Origin of the sequence: Pantoea sp. X85 (assembly GCF_029623675.1) — a bacterium.
Taxonomy (GTDB): Bacteria; Pseudomonadota; Gammaproteobacteria; order Enterobacterales; family Enterobacteriaceae; genus Pantoea; species Pantoea leporis.
Genome location: NZ_CP121108.1, coordinates 891891 through 906976, shown reverse-complemented (window position 1 = coordinate 906976; position 15086 = coordinate 891891). Strand labels below are relative to the sequence as shown.

Annotated in this window: 15 protein-coding genes and 1 rRNA gene; 8 read left to right on the top strand and 8 right to left on the bottom strand. The window is 54.3% G+C overall.

Annotated elements, in window-relative coordinates:
- Window positions 1-31: 31 nt before the first annotated feature.
- Window positions 32-1575, bottom strand: a 16S ribosomal RNA gene (locus P6287_RS04070).
- A gap of 409 nt (window positions 1576-1984) precedes the next feature.
- Window positions 1985-2545 (bottom strand): D-glycero-beta-D-manno-heptose 1,7-bisphosphate 7-phosphatase, encoded by a 561-nt coding sequence (gene gmhB / locus P6287_RS04065; RefSeq protein WP_192412323.1) that lies wholly within the window; start codon window positions 2543-2545, stop codon window positions 1985-1987.
- 187 nt (window positions 2546-2732) lie between these two features.
- Between gmhB and metN the strand changes: the two genes are divergently transcribed.
- The 6 genes from metN to proS all read left to right on the top strand — a co-directional run bounded on the left by metN (window position 2733) and on the right by proS (window position 8306).
- Entirely contained in the window at window positions 2733-3764 is a 1032-nt protein-coding gene (metN, locus tag P6287_RS04060) for a methionine ABC transporter ATP-binding protein MetN (protein WP_101762027.1), read from the top strand.
- Window positions 3757-4410: a methionine ABC transporter permease MetI gene (locus P6287_RS04055; protein ID WP_101762028.1), complete on the top strand. Its 654-nt coding sequence runs from the start codon at window positions 3757-3759 to the stop codon at window positions 4408-4410. Before metN ends, P6287_RS04055 begins: the two co-directional genes overlap by 8 nt.
- Before the next feature lie 37 nt (window positions 4411-4447).
- Window positions 4448-5263, top strand: a complete 816-nt coding sequence (locus tag P6287_RS04050) for a MetQ/NlpA family lipoprotein (protein WP_277974554.1) — start codon at window positions 4448-4450, stop codon at window positions 5261-5263.
- Between the two features lie 129 nt (window positions 5264-5392).
- Window positions 5393-5794: an Rcs stress response system protein RcsF gene (gene rcsF, locus P6287_RS04045; protein WP_101762030.1), complete on the top strand. Its 402-nt coding sequence runs from the start codon at window positions 5393-5395 to the stop codon at window positions 5792-5794.
- Window positions 5791-6498: a tRNA (N6-threonylcarbamoyladenosine(37)-N6)-methyltransferase TrmO gene (tsaA, locus tag P6287_RS04040; protein WP_277974553.1), complete on the top strand. Its 708-nt coding sequence runs from the start codon at window positions 5791-5793 to the stop codon at window positions 6496-6498. The genes rcsF and tsaA overlap by 4 nt, the downstream gene beginning before the upstream one ends.
- An 89-nt stretch (window positions 6499-6587) precedes the next feature.
- Window positions 6588-8306, top strand: a complete 1719-nt coding sequence (proS, locus tag P6287_RS04035) for a proline--tRNA ligase (protein WP_277974552.1) — start codon at window positions 6588-6590, stop codon at window positions 8304-8306.
- Window positions 8307-8336: 30 nt separating this feature from the next.
- Here proS and arfB read toward each other — a convergent pair whose 3' ends face one another.
- Complete coding sequence (arfB, locus tag P6287_RS04030) at window positions 8337-8747, bottom strand: alternative ribosome rescue aminoacyl-tRNA hydrolase ArfB (protein WP_101762033.1); 411 nt, start codon at window positions 8745-8747, stop codon at window positions 8337-8339.
- Window positions 8748-8961: 214 nt separating this feature from the next.
- Here arfB and P6287_RS04025 point away from each other — a divergent pair, with 214 nt between their 5' ends.
- Both P6287_RS04025 and rof read left to right on the top strand, forming a co-directional pair.
- A complete protein-coding gene (locus tag P6287_RS04025; protein ID WP_036622231.1) occupies window positions 8962-9162 on the top strand; it encodes a YaeP family protein in 201 nt (66 codons plus the stop codon).
- Complete coding sequence (gene rof, locus P6287_RS04020; RefSeq protein ID WP_210080832.1) at window positions 9149-9412, top strand: Rho-binding antiterminator; 264 nt, start codon at window positions 9149-9151, stop codon at window positions 9410-9412. The genes P6287_RS04025 and rof overlap by 14 nt, the downstream gene beginning before the upstream one ends.
- 39 nt (window positions 9413-9451) lie before the next feature.
- Here the strand turns inward: rof and P6287_RS04015 are convergent, their stop codons facing one another.
- The 5 genes from P6287_RS04015 to accA form a co-directional block, all read right to left on the bottom strand.
- Window positions 9452-9760, bottom strand: a complete 309-nt coding sequence (locus P6287_RS04015; protein WP_101762035.1) for a cytochrome c — start codon at window positions 9758-9760, stop codon at window positions 9452-9454.
- A gap of 14 nt (window positions 9761-9774) precedes the next feature.
- The gene (tilS, locus tag P6287_RS04010; protein WP_277974551.1) at window positions 9775-11076 is read right to left on the bottom strand and encodes a tRNA lysidine(34) synthetase TilS; all 1302 of its coding nucleotides are present in this window, start codon (window positions 11074-11076) and stop codon (window positions 9775-9777) included.
- Between the two features lie 54 nt (window positions 11077-11130).
- Complete coding sequence (locus tag P6287_RS04005) at window positions 11131-11520, bottom strand: VOC family protein (protein ID WP_277974550.1); 390 nt, start codon at window positions 11518-11520, stop codon at window positions 11131-11133.
- A gap of 75 nt (window positions 11521-11595) precedes the next feature.
- Entirely contained in the window at window positions 11596-13746 is a 2151-nt protein-coding gene (locus P6287_RS04000) for a lysine decarboxylase LdcC (protein ID WP_277974549.1), read from the bottom strand.
- Window positions 13747-14121: 375 nt separating this feature from the next.
- Complete coding sequence (gene accA, locus P6287_RS03995; RefSeq protein WP_101762038.1) at window positions 14122-15081, bottom strand: acetyl-CoA carboxylase carboxyl transferase subunit alpha; 960 nt, start codon at window positions 15079-15081, stop codon at window positions 14122-14124.
- Window positions 15082-15086: the final 5 nt, after the last annotated feature.

Below are 15086 nucleotides of genomic sequence, written 5' to 3'. Positions count from 1 at the left end.
TGTGAGCACTTCGCGGGAAGGTATCTTCAGGTAAGGAGGTGATCCAACCGCAGGTTCCCCTACGGTTACCTTGTTACGACTTCACCCCAGTCATGAATCACAAAGTGGTAAGCGCCCTCCCGAAGGTTAAGCTACCTACTTCTTTTGCAACCCACTCCCATGGTGTGACGGGCGGTGTGTACAAGGCCCGGGAACGTATTCACCGTAGCATTCTGATCTACGATTACTAGCGATTCCGACTTCACGGAGTCGAGTTGCAGACTCCGATCCGGACTACGACGCACTTTATGAGGTCCGCTTGCTCTCGCGAGGTCGCTTCTCTTTGTATGCGCCATTGTAGCACGTGTGTAGCCCTACTCGTAAGGGCCATGATGACTTGACGTCATCCCCACCTTCCTCCAGTTTATCACTGGCAGTCTCCTTTGAGTTCCCGGCCGAACCGCTGGCAACAAAGGATAAGGGTTGCGCTCGTTGCGGGACTTAACCCAACATTTCACAAAACGAGCTGACGACAGCCATGCAGCACCTGTCTCAGAGTTCCCGAAGGCACCAAAGCATCTCTGCTAAGTTCTCTGGATGTCAAGAGTAGGTAAGGTTCTTCGCGTTGCATCGAATTAAACCACATGCTCCACCGCTTGTGCGGGCCCCCGTCAATTCATTTGAGTTTTAACCTTGCGGCCGTACTCCCCAGGCGGTCGACTTAACGCGTTAGCTCCGGAAGCCACTCCTCAAGGGAACAACCTCCAAGTCGACATCGTTTACGGCGTGGACTACCAGGGTATCTAATCCTGTTTGCTCCCCACGCTTTCGCACCTGAGCGTCAGTCTTTGTCCAGGGGGCCGCCTTCGCCACCGGTATTCCTCCAGATCTCTACGCATTTCACCGCTACACCTGGAATTCTACCCCCCTCTACAAGACTCCAGCCTGCCAGTTTCGAATGCAGTTCCCAGGTTAAGCCCGGGGATTTCACATCCGACTTGACAGACCGCCTGCGTGCGTGCGCTTTACGCCCAGTAATTCCGATTAACGCTTGCACCCTCCGTATTACCGCGGCTGCTGGCACGGAGTTAGCCGGTGCTTCTTCTGCGGGTAACGTCAATCGGTGAAGTTATTAACTCCACCGCCTTCCTCCCCGCTGAAAGTACTTTACAACCCGAAGGCCTTCTTCATACACGCGGCATGGCTGCATCAGGCTTGCGCCCATTGTGCAATATTCCCCACTGCTGCCTCCCGTAGGAGTCTGGACCGTGTCTCAGTTCCAGTGTGGCTGGTCATCCTCTCAGACCAGCTAGGGATCGTCGCCTAGGTGAGCCATTACCCCACCTACTAGCTAATCCCATCTGGGCACATCCGATGGTGTGAGGCCCGAAGGTCCCCCACTTTGGTCTTGCGACGTTATGCGGTATTAGCTACCGTTTCCAGTAGTTATCCCCCTCCATCGGGCAGTTTCCCAGACATTACTCACCCGTCCGCCACTCGTCACCCGAGAGCAAGCTCTCTGTGCTACCGTTCGACTTGCATGTGTTAGGCCTGCCGCCAGCGTTCAATCTGAGCCATGATCAAACTCTTCAATTTAAGTTTGATTTGCTGAAACCAGTTCAGCGGTGCTCATCTGTAAAACGTCATAATGAATTTCATTATGTGTTCACTCGTGAGGCTTTGATATTTTTTTGCGTCCGGAGACGCGGATATCAATCCTGCGAGTGCCCACACAGATTGTCTGATAAATTGTTAAAGAGCGTTGCGAACAGCGGCTGAACCGCCTGTCGCGAGGTGGCGTATACTACGCTACTCTCCTTCGGAGTCAAACACTTTTTTCAGCGTCTTCATCCGGCGGGATGAATTTCTTCACTCCCTGCCGAGCCGTCTGCGTTGCCGCTTTGCCGTCTCAGTGGTGGCGCATTATAGGGAGTTATTCGGAGCTGACAAGTGCAAATTTCAAGTTTTTTGCTGTTCGCTTGAAATTTGCGCAAAAGGCCCGTTTTCAAGCCTTTTTGATACGTGCTGGCAGCTCTGCCAGACTATTAATCACCCAATCCGCCACTGCTTCCCCTTCTGCCGTTACCGGCTTGCCACTACGCACCAGCACTTTGGTACCCACACCCGCTGCTAACGCCGCCTGCATATCTTCTATTTTGTCGCCTACCATATAAGAAGAAGCCATATCGATATCCAGATGCTGCTGCGCGGAGAGCAACATGCCCGGCTGCGGCTTACGGCAATCACACTGCTGGCGATACGCTTCTACCGTTGCATCTGGCAAATGCGGACAGAAATAGATGCCATCCAAATCAACATCACGATCGGCCAGCGACCAATCCATCCATTCTGTGAGTTGCATAAACTGGTCTTCGGTAAACATGCCACGCGCAATGCCCGACTGGTTAGTCACCAGTACCAGCGCATAGCCCATCTTCTTTAACGCCTGTAGCGCTTCGATGGTGCCATCAATGAATTCGAAATTATCGATTTCATGAACATAGCCGTGATCAACATTCAATGTGCCATCACGATCAAGAAAAATAGCCGGGACTTTGTTCGCCACGTAGAAACTCCTGCTGAAAATGTGTCGCTAAGTATCGCATGATTGCGTATAGCGAGAGAATGGCAGTTTGAATGACTTCCATTGATTTAGCCGTCTGGATGCCTTAACATCCATCCAAATTTCGCACAGCCCTGCTGAGTGAAGCCCGATACACCACGGACTATGCAACACGATAATAAATAAACTAATGATTAAACTCGAAAATATCACCAAAGTGTTCCAGCAAGGCTCACGCACCATTCAGGCGCTGTCCAACGTCAGCCTGCACGTGCCTGCTGGACAGATCTATGGCGTCATCGGTTCCTCTGGTGCCGGTAAAAGTACCCTGATTCGCTGCGTCAATCTGCTGGAGCGCCCAACCTCCGGACGCGTGCTGGTTGATGGCCAGGAATTAACCACCCTTTCTTCTGGTCAATTGACGCTGGCGCGCCGCCAGATTGGCATGATTTTCCAGCACTTCAATCTGATGAACTCCCGCACCGTCTCCGGTAACGTGGCGCTGCCATTAGAGTTAGGCAATCTTTCGCGCGAACAGATAAAGAAGCGCGTTAGCGAATTACTCGATCTGGTGGGATTATCAGACAAGCATGATAGCTGGCCAGCGAATCTCTCTGGCGGACAAAAGCAGCGTGTTGCGATTGCCCGCGCACTGGCGAGCAATCCTAAGGTGCTGCTGTGTGATGAAGCCACCAGCGCACTGGATCCTGCAACCACGCGTTCGATTCTGGAGCTGCTTAAGGACATTAACCGTCGTCTAGGCATTACCATTCTATTGATCACCCATGAAATGGATGTGGTGAAACGCATCTGCGATCAGGTTGCGGTGATCAGCAATGGTGAGTTAATTGAAAAAGACAGCGTGAGCGAAGTGTTTTCGCATCCGAAAACGCCGCTGGCGCAACAATTCATTCAATCGACGCTGCATCTGGATATCCCCGACGACTACCAGCAACGCATGGCGCCACAGCCAACAGCTGATAGCGTGCCGCTGCTGCGTCTCGAGTTCACCGGCAAATCGGTGGATGCTCCGCTACTGTCAGAATCGGCTCGCCGCTTTAACGTTAATAACAACATCATCAGTGCGCAGATGGATTACGCCGGCGGCGTGAAGTTCGGCATCATGCTGGCTGAGATGGATGGCAGTGAAACAGATACACAAGCCGCGATTGCCTGGCTGAAAGAAAATCATGTGAAAGTAGAGGTGTTGGGTTATGTCTGAAGCGATGATGTGGTTACTGACGCGTGGCGTCTGGGAAACGCTGATGATGACCTTCGTCTCTGGTTTCTTTGGTTTTGTCCTCGGTCTTCCGATTGGCGTGCTGCTGTATGTGACGCGTCCCGGCCAGATTCTGGCCAACAACGCGCTTTATCGCGTGCTGTCCGCGCTGGTGAATATCTTCCGTTCTATTCCGTTCATTATCCTGCTGGTATGGATGATTCCGTTCACCCGCGCCATAGTCGGCACCTCGATTGGCCTGCAAGCCGCGATTGTGCCACTAACCGTCGGCGCCGCGCCGTTTATTGCACGTATGGTGGAAAACGCCCTGCTGGAACTGCCAACCGGATTGATCGAAGCGTCTCGCGCCATGGGCGCCACCCCGCTGCAGATCGTGCGTAAAGTCCTGCTGCCAGAAGCGCTGCCAGGTCTGGTGAATGCCGCTACAATTACCCTGATTACGCTGGTTGGCTACTCCGCAATGGGCGGAGCGGTTGGCGCAGGCGGTTTGGGCCAGATTGGCTATCAATACGGTTACATTGGCTATAACGCCACCGTAATGAACACCGTGCTGGTTTTGCTGGTTGTGCTGGTCTATTTAATCCAATTCTGTGGCGACCGCATTGTACGTGCTGTGTCCCATAAGTAAGCAAGCAACATCAATAGTCCTCTATTAAGGAAAGGATATGTCTTTTACATTTAAAAAGATTGCCGCTGTGGGTGCTCTGATTGGCGCAATTGCGCTGGCAGGATGCGATCAGAAAGCAAAAGATCCAAACCACATTAAAGTGGGTGTGATTGTCGGCGCTGAACAGCAGGTTGCTGAAACTGCAGTTAAAGTGGCGAAAGAGAAATATGGCCTCGATGTTGAGCTAGTGACCTTTAACGATTACGTGCTGCCAAACGAAGCACTGAGCAAAGGTGATATTGACGTTAACGCCTTCCAGCACAAGCCGTACCTGGATCAGCAGATCAAAGATCGCGGTTACAAGCTGGCCTTCGTAGCGAACACCTTCGTTTACCCAATCGCCGGATACTCGAAGAAAATCAAATCACTGGATGAACTGCAGGACGGTTCACAGGTTGCTATCCCGAACGATCCAACCAACCTGGGACGTTCACTGCTGCTGCTGCAGAAAGTCGGCCTGATCAAACTGAAAGATGGCGTTGGCCTGCTGCCAACCTCACTGGATATCACTGAGAACCCGAAAAAGCTGAAGATTGTTGAGCTGGAAGCGCCGCAGCTGCCACGTTCACTTGACGATCAGCAGATCGCACTGGCGGTGATCAACACCACGTACGCCAGCCAGATTGGTCTGACGCCAGCGAAAGATGGCATCTTCGTGGAAGACAAAGATTCACCTTACGTGAACCTGATTGTTAGCCGTGAAGATAATAAAGACGCGGAGAACGTGAAGAAGTTTGTGCAGGCTTACCAATCAGACGAAGTGTCTGAAGCGGCCAACAAGATCTTTAACGGTGGCGCAGTGAAAGGCTGGTAATGTTCACCTTTCATGCCTTGCAGGGCGGCTTCGGCCGCCCTTTCTTTTGCCATAAATTGCACCTGACTTGTTATTTATTGTCGTCCTTGTTTCAATAACGCCACTTTTTTATTACTTGAGGATGTTGCCATGCGTTTTTTACCGCTCTGCTTGTTAGCATTGATGCTGACCGGGTGTGTGCGTGAATATCACCCGATAAGCAGTGCTCCTTCTCGTCCGCAACAAGCATCCAGCGAACCACAACGTAAACCGACTCCACGTCCCGCGCCGGTGAAGATCTACACCGATGCGACCGATCTGGTCAGCAACCCGTTCCGCGATTTGGGCGAAGTCTCTGCTGAAGATTGCCAGAGCAGCAGCCAGGATTCGCCTCCTAACATCAACACCGCGCGCAAGCGCCTGCAGATTCGCGCAGCCGGCATGAAAGCCAACGCCGTCCTGCTGCATAAGTGCGAAATTGTCACCAGCACGCCGGGATGCTATCGCCAGGCCATTTGCCAGGGCTCCGCACTGAAAGTATCAAATCAATGAGTGAGTTTGCCTTTGCGCAAATCGGCGTGATTCGTTCGCCGTGGAAAGAGAAGTTTGCCGTCCCGCGCCAGCCCGGTCTGGTGCAGGATGGCTGCGGCGAGCTGCATCTGCTACCACCTTACAATCAGCCGGAAGCCGTGCGCGGGCTGGAAGCGTTTAGTCATTTGTGGGTGCTGTTTGTATTCCATCAAACCATTGAAGGAGGCTGGCGTCCGACCGTGCGTCCCCCGCGCCTCGGTGGCAATGCGCGTATGGGCGTGTTCGCCACCCGTTCAACCTTCCGCCCCAATCCTATCGGCATGTCGCTGGTTGAGTTAAAAGGCATTCGCTGCGAGAAGCAGCAGGTGATCTTGCAGCTCGGCAGCCTCGATTTAGTCGATGGCACGCCTGTGGTGGATATCAAACCTTATCTGCCGTTTGCCGAAGCGCTGCCTGATGCGCGCGCCGGGTTTGCGCAGGCGGCGCCTGATGCCACCATGCCGGTGCGCTTTTCGCCGCTGGCGCAGAGCCAGCTTCAGCTGCAGCAGAAAACCCATCCGCAGCTAGCGCGTTTCATTAGCGAAGTGCTGGCACAGGATCCGCGCCCGGCTTACCGTAAAGGTGAGACGGAAGATCGTGAATATGCCGCCTGGCTACTCGACTTTAACGTGCGCTGGCGCATTGATGAGGCAGGAACCGAGGTGATCGCCCTCGATCCCCGTTAAAACCCGCTTTTGAGTGATTGATCTCGCTGGTACACTAGCCGCCAGAAAAATTTTGTCAGTTTCCTTCCGTATAACTGGAATCGTAATCAATGCGTACTACTCAATATCTGCTCTCCACTCTGAAGGAGACACCTTCCGATGCAGAAGTGATCAGCCACCAGCTGATGCTGCGCGCCGGCATGATCCGCAAACTGGCTTCCGGTCTCTACACCTGGTTGCCGACCGGGATTCGCGTGCTGCGAAAAGTTGAAAACATCGTGCGTGAAGAGATGAACAACGCCGGTGCGATTGAGATCTCCATGCCGGTGGTTCAGCCTGCCGATCTGTGGGAAGAGAGCGGCCGTTGGGAGCAATACGGCCCGGAACTGCTGCGCATTAAAGATCGTCACGAACGTCCCTTCGTGCTGGGTCCAACCCACGAAGAAGTGGTCACCGATTTGATCCGCAACGAGCTGAGCTCTTATAAGCAGCTGCCGCTCAATCTGTATCAGATCCAGACCAAATTCCGCGATGAAGTGCGCCCGCGTTTTGGTGTGATGCGTTCACGCGAGTTCATCATGAAAGATGCTTACTCGTTCCACACCACGCAGGAATCGCTGCAGGAAACCTACGACGCGATGTACCGCGCCTACAGCCAGAGCTTCAGCCGTATGGGCCTTGATTTCCGCGCCGTACAAGCTGACACCGGTTCTATCGGCGGCAGCGCATCACATGAATTCCAGGTGCTGGCACTGAGCGGTGAAGATGACGTGATCTTCTCCAGCGAATCCGATTACGCGGCCAACATTGAGAAAGCCGAAGCCTTAGCGCCGGCTGGCGAGCGTCCGCACGCCACAGAAGCCATGACGCAGTTCGATACGCCAAACGCCAAGACTATCGCCGAGCTGGTTGAGCAACATCAGTTGCCGATTGAGAAAACCGTTAAGACGCTGTTCGTCAAAGCCACCGAAGAGAGCGGCCACACGCTGGTTGCCCTGCTGCTGCGCGGCGATCATCAGCTGAACGAAATTAAAGCGGAGAAGCTGGATATCGTCGCTGAACCGCTGGAGATGGCGAGCGAAGAACAGATTCGCGCGCTGCTGGGTGCCGGTCCAGGCTCGCTCGGCCCGGTCGGTTTGACCATGCCAGTGATCGCCGATCGTACCGTGGCAAAAACAGCTGACTTCTGCGCGGGTGCCAACATTGATGGCAAACACCTGAGCGGCATCAACTGGGGCCGCGATCTGCCAGAACCGCGCGTGGAAGATATCCGTAACGTGGTGGAAGGCGATCCAAGCCCAGACGGCAAAGGTACGCTGCTGATTAAACGCGGTATCGAAGTGGGCCACATCTTCCAGCTGGGTACCAAGTACTCCGAAGCGATGAAAGCAGCGGTTCAGGGCGAAGATGGTCGTAACCAGGTGATGACCATGGGCTGTTACGGCATCGGTATTACGCGCGTTGTGGCGGCGGCAATTGAGCAGAACAACGACGAACGTGGCATCATCTGGCCTGCGGCATTGGCACCGTTTGAAGTGGCCATTCTGCCAATGAATATGCACAAATCTTTCCGTGTGCAGCAGTTGGCTGAAGAGCTGTACAACACGCTGCGTGCCAAAGGCATTGACGTGATTCTGGATGACCGTAAAGAGCGTCCAGGCGTGATGTTCGCGGATATGGAGCTGATTGGCGTGCCGCACACCATCGTAATTGGCGATCGTAATCTCGATAACGAAGAGATTGAGTACAAGGCGCGTACCGCCAGCGAGAAGCAGATGATTAAGCAACATGACATCGTCGACTTCCTGGTGAAAGCACTCAACAAGTAACGCTTAAACGCCTCCAGCCGGAGGCGTTTTTTATTGCACCTTTCCGCGCATCGCCTTCACGTTACTGCGCCGCGTTTTACCTTCCAGCCGCCTCACTTTAGAGCCGTGCGTCGGTTTGGTCGCACGCCGCACTTTTTCCACCGTGGTTAACTCCCGAATCAGATTTATCAGCCGCTGCACGGCCGCTTCCCGATTCATTTCCTGGCTGCGATGTTCCTGTGCTTTGATGATCACCACGCCTTCCGCGGTAATCAAATGATGGCTCGCCGCCAGCAGTCGCTCTTTGTAAAACGGCGGCAGCGATGAGGCATGAATATCAAATCGCAGGTGAATCGCCGTCGACGTTTTATTCACATGCTGGCCACCGGCACCTTGCGCACGGATGGCACTGAGTTCCACTTCATTATCTGCAAGTGAAAGCGATCGAGACAGCACAATCATCTGTCACCTACCGTTTGGCTCGACGTTGCGTCGCGTAATAACCTGTTCATCAACTTAACCTTTTGTGCGCACGCTGGATGCATAAGACCAGCGCGAAATGTCACTTTTGCCCATTTGCTTGCATCATTCCCGTGACGACCGGGCTGATTTCGATGAAATTCCTGTGATATAGTCGCCTATCATCCAGAGTATCAACTCTGCTGAGGAGGTGTATGTGCAAAAGTATTGTGAGTTAGTTCGCCAGAAGTATGCCGAAATTGGTAGCGGCGACCTTGGGTATGTGCCAGACGCCATAGGTTGTGCGTTGAAGGCTCTCAACGATATTGCCGCTGATTCTGCGCTAAACTCTTCTCTCAGGGAACAAGCAGCGTATGCCGCTGCAAACTTATTGGTGAGCGACTATGTTGACGAATGAAGCCTACAAACCCATCAACTGCGATGATTACGACAACCTTGAACTCGCCTGCCAAAAACACTGGACGCTGTCGTTAGAGTTAAAAAACGGCGATCAGCTCAAGGCCAAAGCCGTGGACATGGTCTCACGTAAAAACGTCGAGTACCTTGCCGTCGATCTTTCAGGCGAGACCCGCGAAGTGCGGCTCGACCACATCGCCAGCTTCACACATCCGGAGCTGGGCACCGTCATCGTCAGCGAAGACGAGTAAAACCTCTCTCGGGCGGGAATCACATCCCGCCCACCTCGCTTAAGGTTTTAACGAACTGTAATACGCCGATAAATCTGCCATATCCTGATCGCTCAATCCCGCTACAAACGCTTTCATCACTTCCGCCTGGCCGCCGCTCCGCTCGCCTTTTTTATAGGCTTGCAGTGAATGCAGCAGATAAGGCGCATGTTGCCCGGCCAGATTGGGATAAAGCGGCACGGCGCTTTTGCCCTCCGCACCGTGACACGCCATACAGCTTGCCGCTTTTTGCGCGCCCGCATTCACATCGCCGTCGGCCAACGCCGGCAGCGCCGCAGCGAATAACGCCGCGGCCATCCAAAGTTTCATCATTGCTCTCCATTTTATTGTTGTGGTGACCAGATCGCCTGCCAGCCTTGCTCGTTGCTGGCTGCGCCTTCGCGGGTAATAAACACCCCCGGCGCGCTAATTAACGTCTGGTTAAAATAAATCAACGGAATACGTTCGCGCTGCCAGGGCGCAACGCCCAGCTCTTGCCACAGCTTCTTCATCTCGCGGCCACCTGCGCGCCCCTGTATATGATAATAACCCTGCGACTGGAAGCGGATCGTGATCGCTTCATCCGCTGCAGGCTGGCGCAGCTCGGCAATCCACGCATTCGCGTGCAGCGAACCTAAACCAGCGGGTAAATTAAGCGGCTGCGTGCGGTCTTGCCAGGTTAGCAAGTGCTGACTAAGTGAAGGCTGCGGCGTTAGCCAATAGAGTTGCTGGCGATAGCGGCGCAGCTCAAAAGCGCCGAAACGCAAACAAGGTTTGGCATCTTCACGGCTGTTGATGACTTCATCGGTGATGCGTTTCAATGCCTCGCGCGAAGGCATCGCGCCGCCCTGTTGAGCAATCCAGCGGCGTAACAGCGCATGACGCCGCGCTTCGCTCATATTCATTAACGGCGGGAAGTGCAGCGCGCCCTGCGCATCGCTAAGCTGCGCCAGCTGTTCCGCCAGCAACTCGTCGAGCAGTTGCTCCTGCTCGCCACAGAGCGCGGCGCTGCGTGCACTGGCGGCACTGAAGTGCGGCCAGCGCGCCTGCAGCTGCGGCAGAATCTGCTGACGTAGGAAGTTGCGGTCATAGCGGCTATCGGCGTTGCTTTCATCTTCAATCCAGCGCAGTTGATGCTCGGCAGCATAGTTTTCCAGCTGCTGACGGCTAACGTCGAGCAACGGACGCAGATGCCAATGTTCACCCACGCTGCGCTGCAGCGGCATCGCGGCCAAACCCGCCGGTCCGCTGCCGCGTTTTAACGCCAGCAGCAGCGTTTCCGCCTGATCGTCACGGTGCTGAGCGGTAAGTAAGTGCTCACCGGGTTGCAGATGCTGAAACAGCGCCAGATAGCGTGCTTCGCGGGCAGCCGCTTCAATGCCGTTGGCGCGGCCATCAACCTGCACATGCAGCACTTCACAGGGAATCTGCCACTGCTGGCAAACTTGCTGGCAATGCAGCGCCCAGCTATCGGCATTCGGGCTAAGACCATGATGGACATGTAACGCGCGCACGCGTAGCGCTGGCTGCTGACGTTGCCAGCAGACCAATTGATGCAGTAGCACGGTGGAATCAAGTCCGCCGCTGAACGCCAGCACATAGCCAGCGTCGGGTGTCAGCAGCGAAGCAAGATGAGATAAAGACATGAGCGCGTTCCGTCCGGGCGAGCCACCGAATTGCGGCTCGCGGCGGACGCTAGTTTACGCCTGATACAGCTCCAGCGGCAAACCATCCGGATCGGGAAAGAAGGTGCAGGCTTTACCGGTTAACGCATCAATACGAATCGGCTCGCACGTCACGCCCTTCTCCGCCAGCGCCGCTATGGACTGCTCAACATCCTCAACGCAAAACGCCAGATGACGCAGGCCGCAGGCTTCCGGTCCACTAACGCGTGGCGGCGGCGAGGGGAAAGAGAACAGTTCGATGGTATAAACCCCGTTCAGGCCAAGATCGCCTTTCCACGAGTCACGCTCGGCGCGGTAATATTCACCCAACAATTCAAAGCCCATCACATCACAATAAAACGCCTTACTGCGCTGATAATCGGTGGCAATAATGGCGATGTGATGAATCTGTTTAATCTGCAGCATAGCGACTCCGGTTTTCACACAAGCCGCTTACCCTACGTGGCAAATGCGGCGATGAAAAGAGGTGATTGTCCTAAGTTAGCCTTCGTCATCTTCACGCAATACGCGCACCAGATAACGCCCATCGTCCGTCAACGTCGCACCGTGAATATCGGTCTCGAAACCGGGATAGTGTCGGCCGATGGTGCATAGCATCAGCAGAAAATCGAGTACGGAACGGCTCTCTTCGGTGATCATCTCGCCCGGCATCACCACCGGCACGCCAGGCGGATACGGCAGAATCATGTTGGCGGAAATGCGCCCCACCAGCTCGCGAATATCCACCGTTTCCACCTGACCTTTTACCTGGCGCTGAAACGCCTGATGCGGTGTCATTTTCATCTCCGGCAGCACGTCGAACGCTTTCAACATCAGGCGCGGCAGATCATGTTGCAGGATCAATTGATGAATGCCCTGCGCCAGCGTTTGAATGCGCATGTTGCGGTAGAAGTCGGGATCTTCAGCGTAGAGATCCGGCAGCATGTTTTTCACGCGCAGGTTGAGATCGTATGCACGCTTAAACTCCGTCAGCCCACGCAGCACGCTCATCGCTTTGGTTTTATCGATGCCGATGCTGAACAGGAACAGCAGATTGTATGGCCCGGTTTTCTCCACCACGATGCCGCGCTGATCGAGGAACTTCGCCACCAGCGCGGCTGGAATGCCCTCTTCCGCCATGTTACCCAGCTCGCTCATGCCCGGCGTCAGAATGGTGACTTTGATCGGATCGAGATACATATGATCGCGATCGGCATGGGTGAAACCGTGCCAATCCTCCTCGCCCGGCTGGATCGGCCAGCATTCGGCCTGATCGACCTGCTCTGGCTGCCAAATATCAAAGAACCAGCCGTCAGACTCTTCCCGCAAGCGTTGAATCTCACGACGGAAATGCAGCGCACGCTCAACCGAGCGGTTGATCAGTCGCTTACCCGGATTGCCGCGCAGCATCGCCGCCGCGGTTTCAATCGACGAGACAATCGCGTAGCTCGGCGAGGTGGTGGTGTGCATCATGTAGGCTTCGTTAAAGGTGTGCTCGTCGTAATCGCCTTTGATGTGAATCAGCGAAGCCTGCGAGAACGCCGCTAACAGTTTGTGCGTCGATTGCGTTTCATAAATCACTTTGCCGGGAGTACGATCGCCGCTCATGCCGCTTTTACCGGCATAGATCGGATGGAAATTGGTGTACGGCACCCACGCAGAATCAAAGTGGATCGATGGCACATCCAGCGTCTGTTTGATGAACTGCGTGTTGTACAGCAGGCCATCGTAGGTTGAGTTGGTGATTACCGCATGCACCGGCCAGCTGGCATGCGGCGTGGCGTTGACCTTTTGCTGGATGCTGTCACGCGTAAACTCGCGCTGCGGAATGCCGCCCAGAATGCCCAGTGCGTTGCGCGTCGGTTTCAGCCAGATTGGGATGATGTCGCTCATCATCAGCAAATGGGTCAGCGATTTATGGCAGTTACGGTCAATCAGCACCGTGCTGCCCGATGGAGCCGCATACATGCCGACGATTTTGTTCGAGGTCGAGGTGCCGTTAGTCACCATGTAGCTTTGCTCAGCGCCAAAGGTGCGCGCAACGTACTCCTCCGCTTCCAGATGCGGGCCGGTGTGATCGAGCAATGAACCCAATTCCGTGACCGAGATCGAGACATCCGCTTTTAAGGTGTTCGAGCCAAAGAAGTCATAAAACAGGCTGCCCACCGGGCTTTTCTGGAAAGCGCTGCCGCCCATGTGACCCGGCGTGCAGAAGGTGTATTTGCCCTCTTTGACGTAGGTGAACAACGCTTTAGTTAGCGGCGGCGTGATGTTATCGATGTACTCATCGGTGTACTGACGAATATGCAGCGCGATGTCATCGGCAGCGCTCAGGGCATACTCGAAGAAGTGCAGCGCCATGCGCATCTCGTTGATGCTGACATCCATCTGCGAATGGGTGTTGATGAAGGCATAGAGCGGCAGATATTCATTAAGCTGATTGATGTCGCTACACAGCGCCAGACTGTAATCGTCCCAGTCAAAAATCACACCGCAGATACGCGGATTGTGTTCAATCAACTTCAGCAGGTCGCTGGCATTATTGGGGTAAACGGTTTGGAAGCCTTGCAGCTTGAGGGCAGCATCCAGTTCGCGAATAGGCTCATCTTTGTAGAAAGCGCCGTGCGGTCCCATGATCGCAATAATATTCAATGCTCACCTCCTGTGGTGTTGTGGCACTGAATAAGGATAGCGAAAACCGCGCGCGGATAAACCTGGAATGCTCTGCTGTTGAGTGATTGTAACCGAATGCTAATGCACCAGAAAAGCCACGATCAAGCCACAGGGGACAGGAAAGACCAGCCCGAAGAGCAAAGCGTCCGAGCCATGGATGGCGAGGCCGATCTGCATGGATGCAGTGATTCTTTGCGATCGGGCTGTTCTTTTCTGGACCTTGCACCGAAGTCACAGCGAAATCGTCGAACCAGGTAGCCATGGATGGCTACCCTACGGATGGCTGATCAGAATGGTGTTCGTTCGACATAAAAAAAGCGGACCGGGGTCCGCTTCTTGCTTAGCTCTGATGTATCAAGCGTAGCCGTAGTTCATCAGGCGCTGATAGCGACGGTTGAGCAACTCTTCGGTGCTCAGTACATCGAGATCGGCCAGATCGGCCAGCAGTTGCTGCTTAAGCGAAGCCGCCATATCTACCGGTTGACGATGCGCACCGCCCAGCGGCTCAGGAATGATGGAATCGATCAGCTTCAGCTCTTTCAGACGCTCAGCTGTGATACCCATCGCTTCCGCAGCCAGCGGAGCTTTGTCGGCGCTTTTCCACAGGATCGACGCACAACCTTCCGGTGAAATCACCGAATAGGTGCTGTACTGCAGCATGTTGACTTTATCACCCACGCCGATTGCCAGCGCACCACCGGAACCGCCTTCGCCGATTACGGTACAAATTACCGGAATTTTCAGGCCAGACATTTCACGCAGGTTGCGTGCGATCGCTTCTGACTGACCGCGCTCTTCTGCACCCACGCCCGGATAAGCTCCCGGCGTATCGATGAAGGTGATCAGCGGCATCTTAAAGCGTTCAGCCATTTCCATCAGACGCAGCGCTTTGCGATAGCCTTCTGGTGCCGGCATACCGAAGTTACGACGAATTTTCTCTTTGGTTTCGCGACCTTTCTGATGACCAATGATCATCACTGGACGACCGTCAAGACGGGCAATACCGCCGACAATCGCTTTATCATCGGCATAAGCACGATCGCCAGCCAGTTCGTCGAAATCATCAAACGCGTTGCGGATATAGTCCAGTGTATAAGGACGCAGCGGATGACGCGCGAGTTGCGCCACTTGCCATGCGCCTAAATCGGAGAAGATTTTACGGGTCAGCTCAACGCTTTTTTCGCGTAAACGCTGCACTTCCTCATCCAAATTAATATCGTGTTTCTCATCCGAACGGCCAATCGATTTTAACGAGTCGATTTTCGCTTCAAGCTCTGCGATTGGCTGTTCAAAATCCAGGTAATTAAGACTCATAATGT

Excerpts from the sequence above, each read along its gene's own strand:
- metN (WP_101762027.1), top strand. The coding sequence starts at position 2,733 with ATGATTAAACTCGAAAATATCACCAAAGTGTTCCAGCAAGGCTCACGC.
- P6287_RS04055 (WP_101762028.1), top strand. The coding sequence starts at position 3,757 with ATGTCTGAAGCGATGATGTGGTTACTGACGCGTGGCGTCTGGGAAACG.
- P6287_RS04050 (WP_277974554.1), top strand. The coding sequence starts at position 4,448 with ATGTCTTTTACATTTAAAAAGATTGCCGCTGTGGGTGCTCTGATTGGC.
- rcsF (WP_101762030.1), top strand. The coding sequence starts at position 5,393 with ATGCGTTTTTTACCGCTCTGCTTGTTAGCATTGATGCTGACCGGGTGT.
- tsaA (WP_277974553.1), top strand. The coding sequence starts at position 5,791 with ATGAGTGAGTTTGCCTTTGCGCAAATCGGCGTGATTCGTTCGCCGTGG.
- proS (WP_277974552.1), top strand. The coding sequence starts at position 6,588 with ATGCGTACTACTCAATATCTGCTCTCCACTCTGAAGGAGACACCTTCC.
- arfB (WP_101762033.1), bottom strand. The coding sequence starts at position 8,747 with ATGATTGTGCTGTCTCGATCGCTTTCACTTGCAGATAATGAAGTGGAA.
- rof (WP_210080832.1), top strand. The coding sequence starts at position 9,149 with ATGTTGACGAATGAAGCCTACAAACCCATCAACTGCGATGATTACGAC.
- P6287_RS04015 (WP_101762035.1), bottom strand. The coding sequence starts at position 9,760 with ATGAAACTTTGGATGGCCGCGGCGTTATTCGCTGCGGCGCTGCCGGCG.
- tilS (WP_277974551.1), bottom strand. The coding sequence starts at position 11,076 with ATGTCTTTATCTCATCTTGCTTCGCTGCTGACACCCGACGCTGGCTAT.
- P6287_RS04005 (WP_277974550.1), bottom strand. The coding sequence starts at position 11,520 with ATGCTGCAGATTAAACAGATTCATCACATCGCCATTATTGCCACCGAT.
- accA (WP_101762038.1), bottom strand. The coding sequence starts at position 15,081 with ATGAGTCTTAATTACCTGGATTTTGAACAGCCAATCGCAGAGCTTGAA.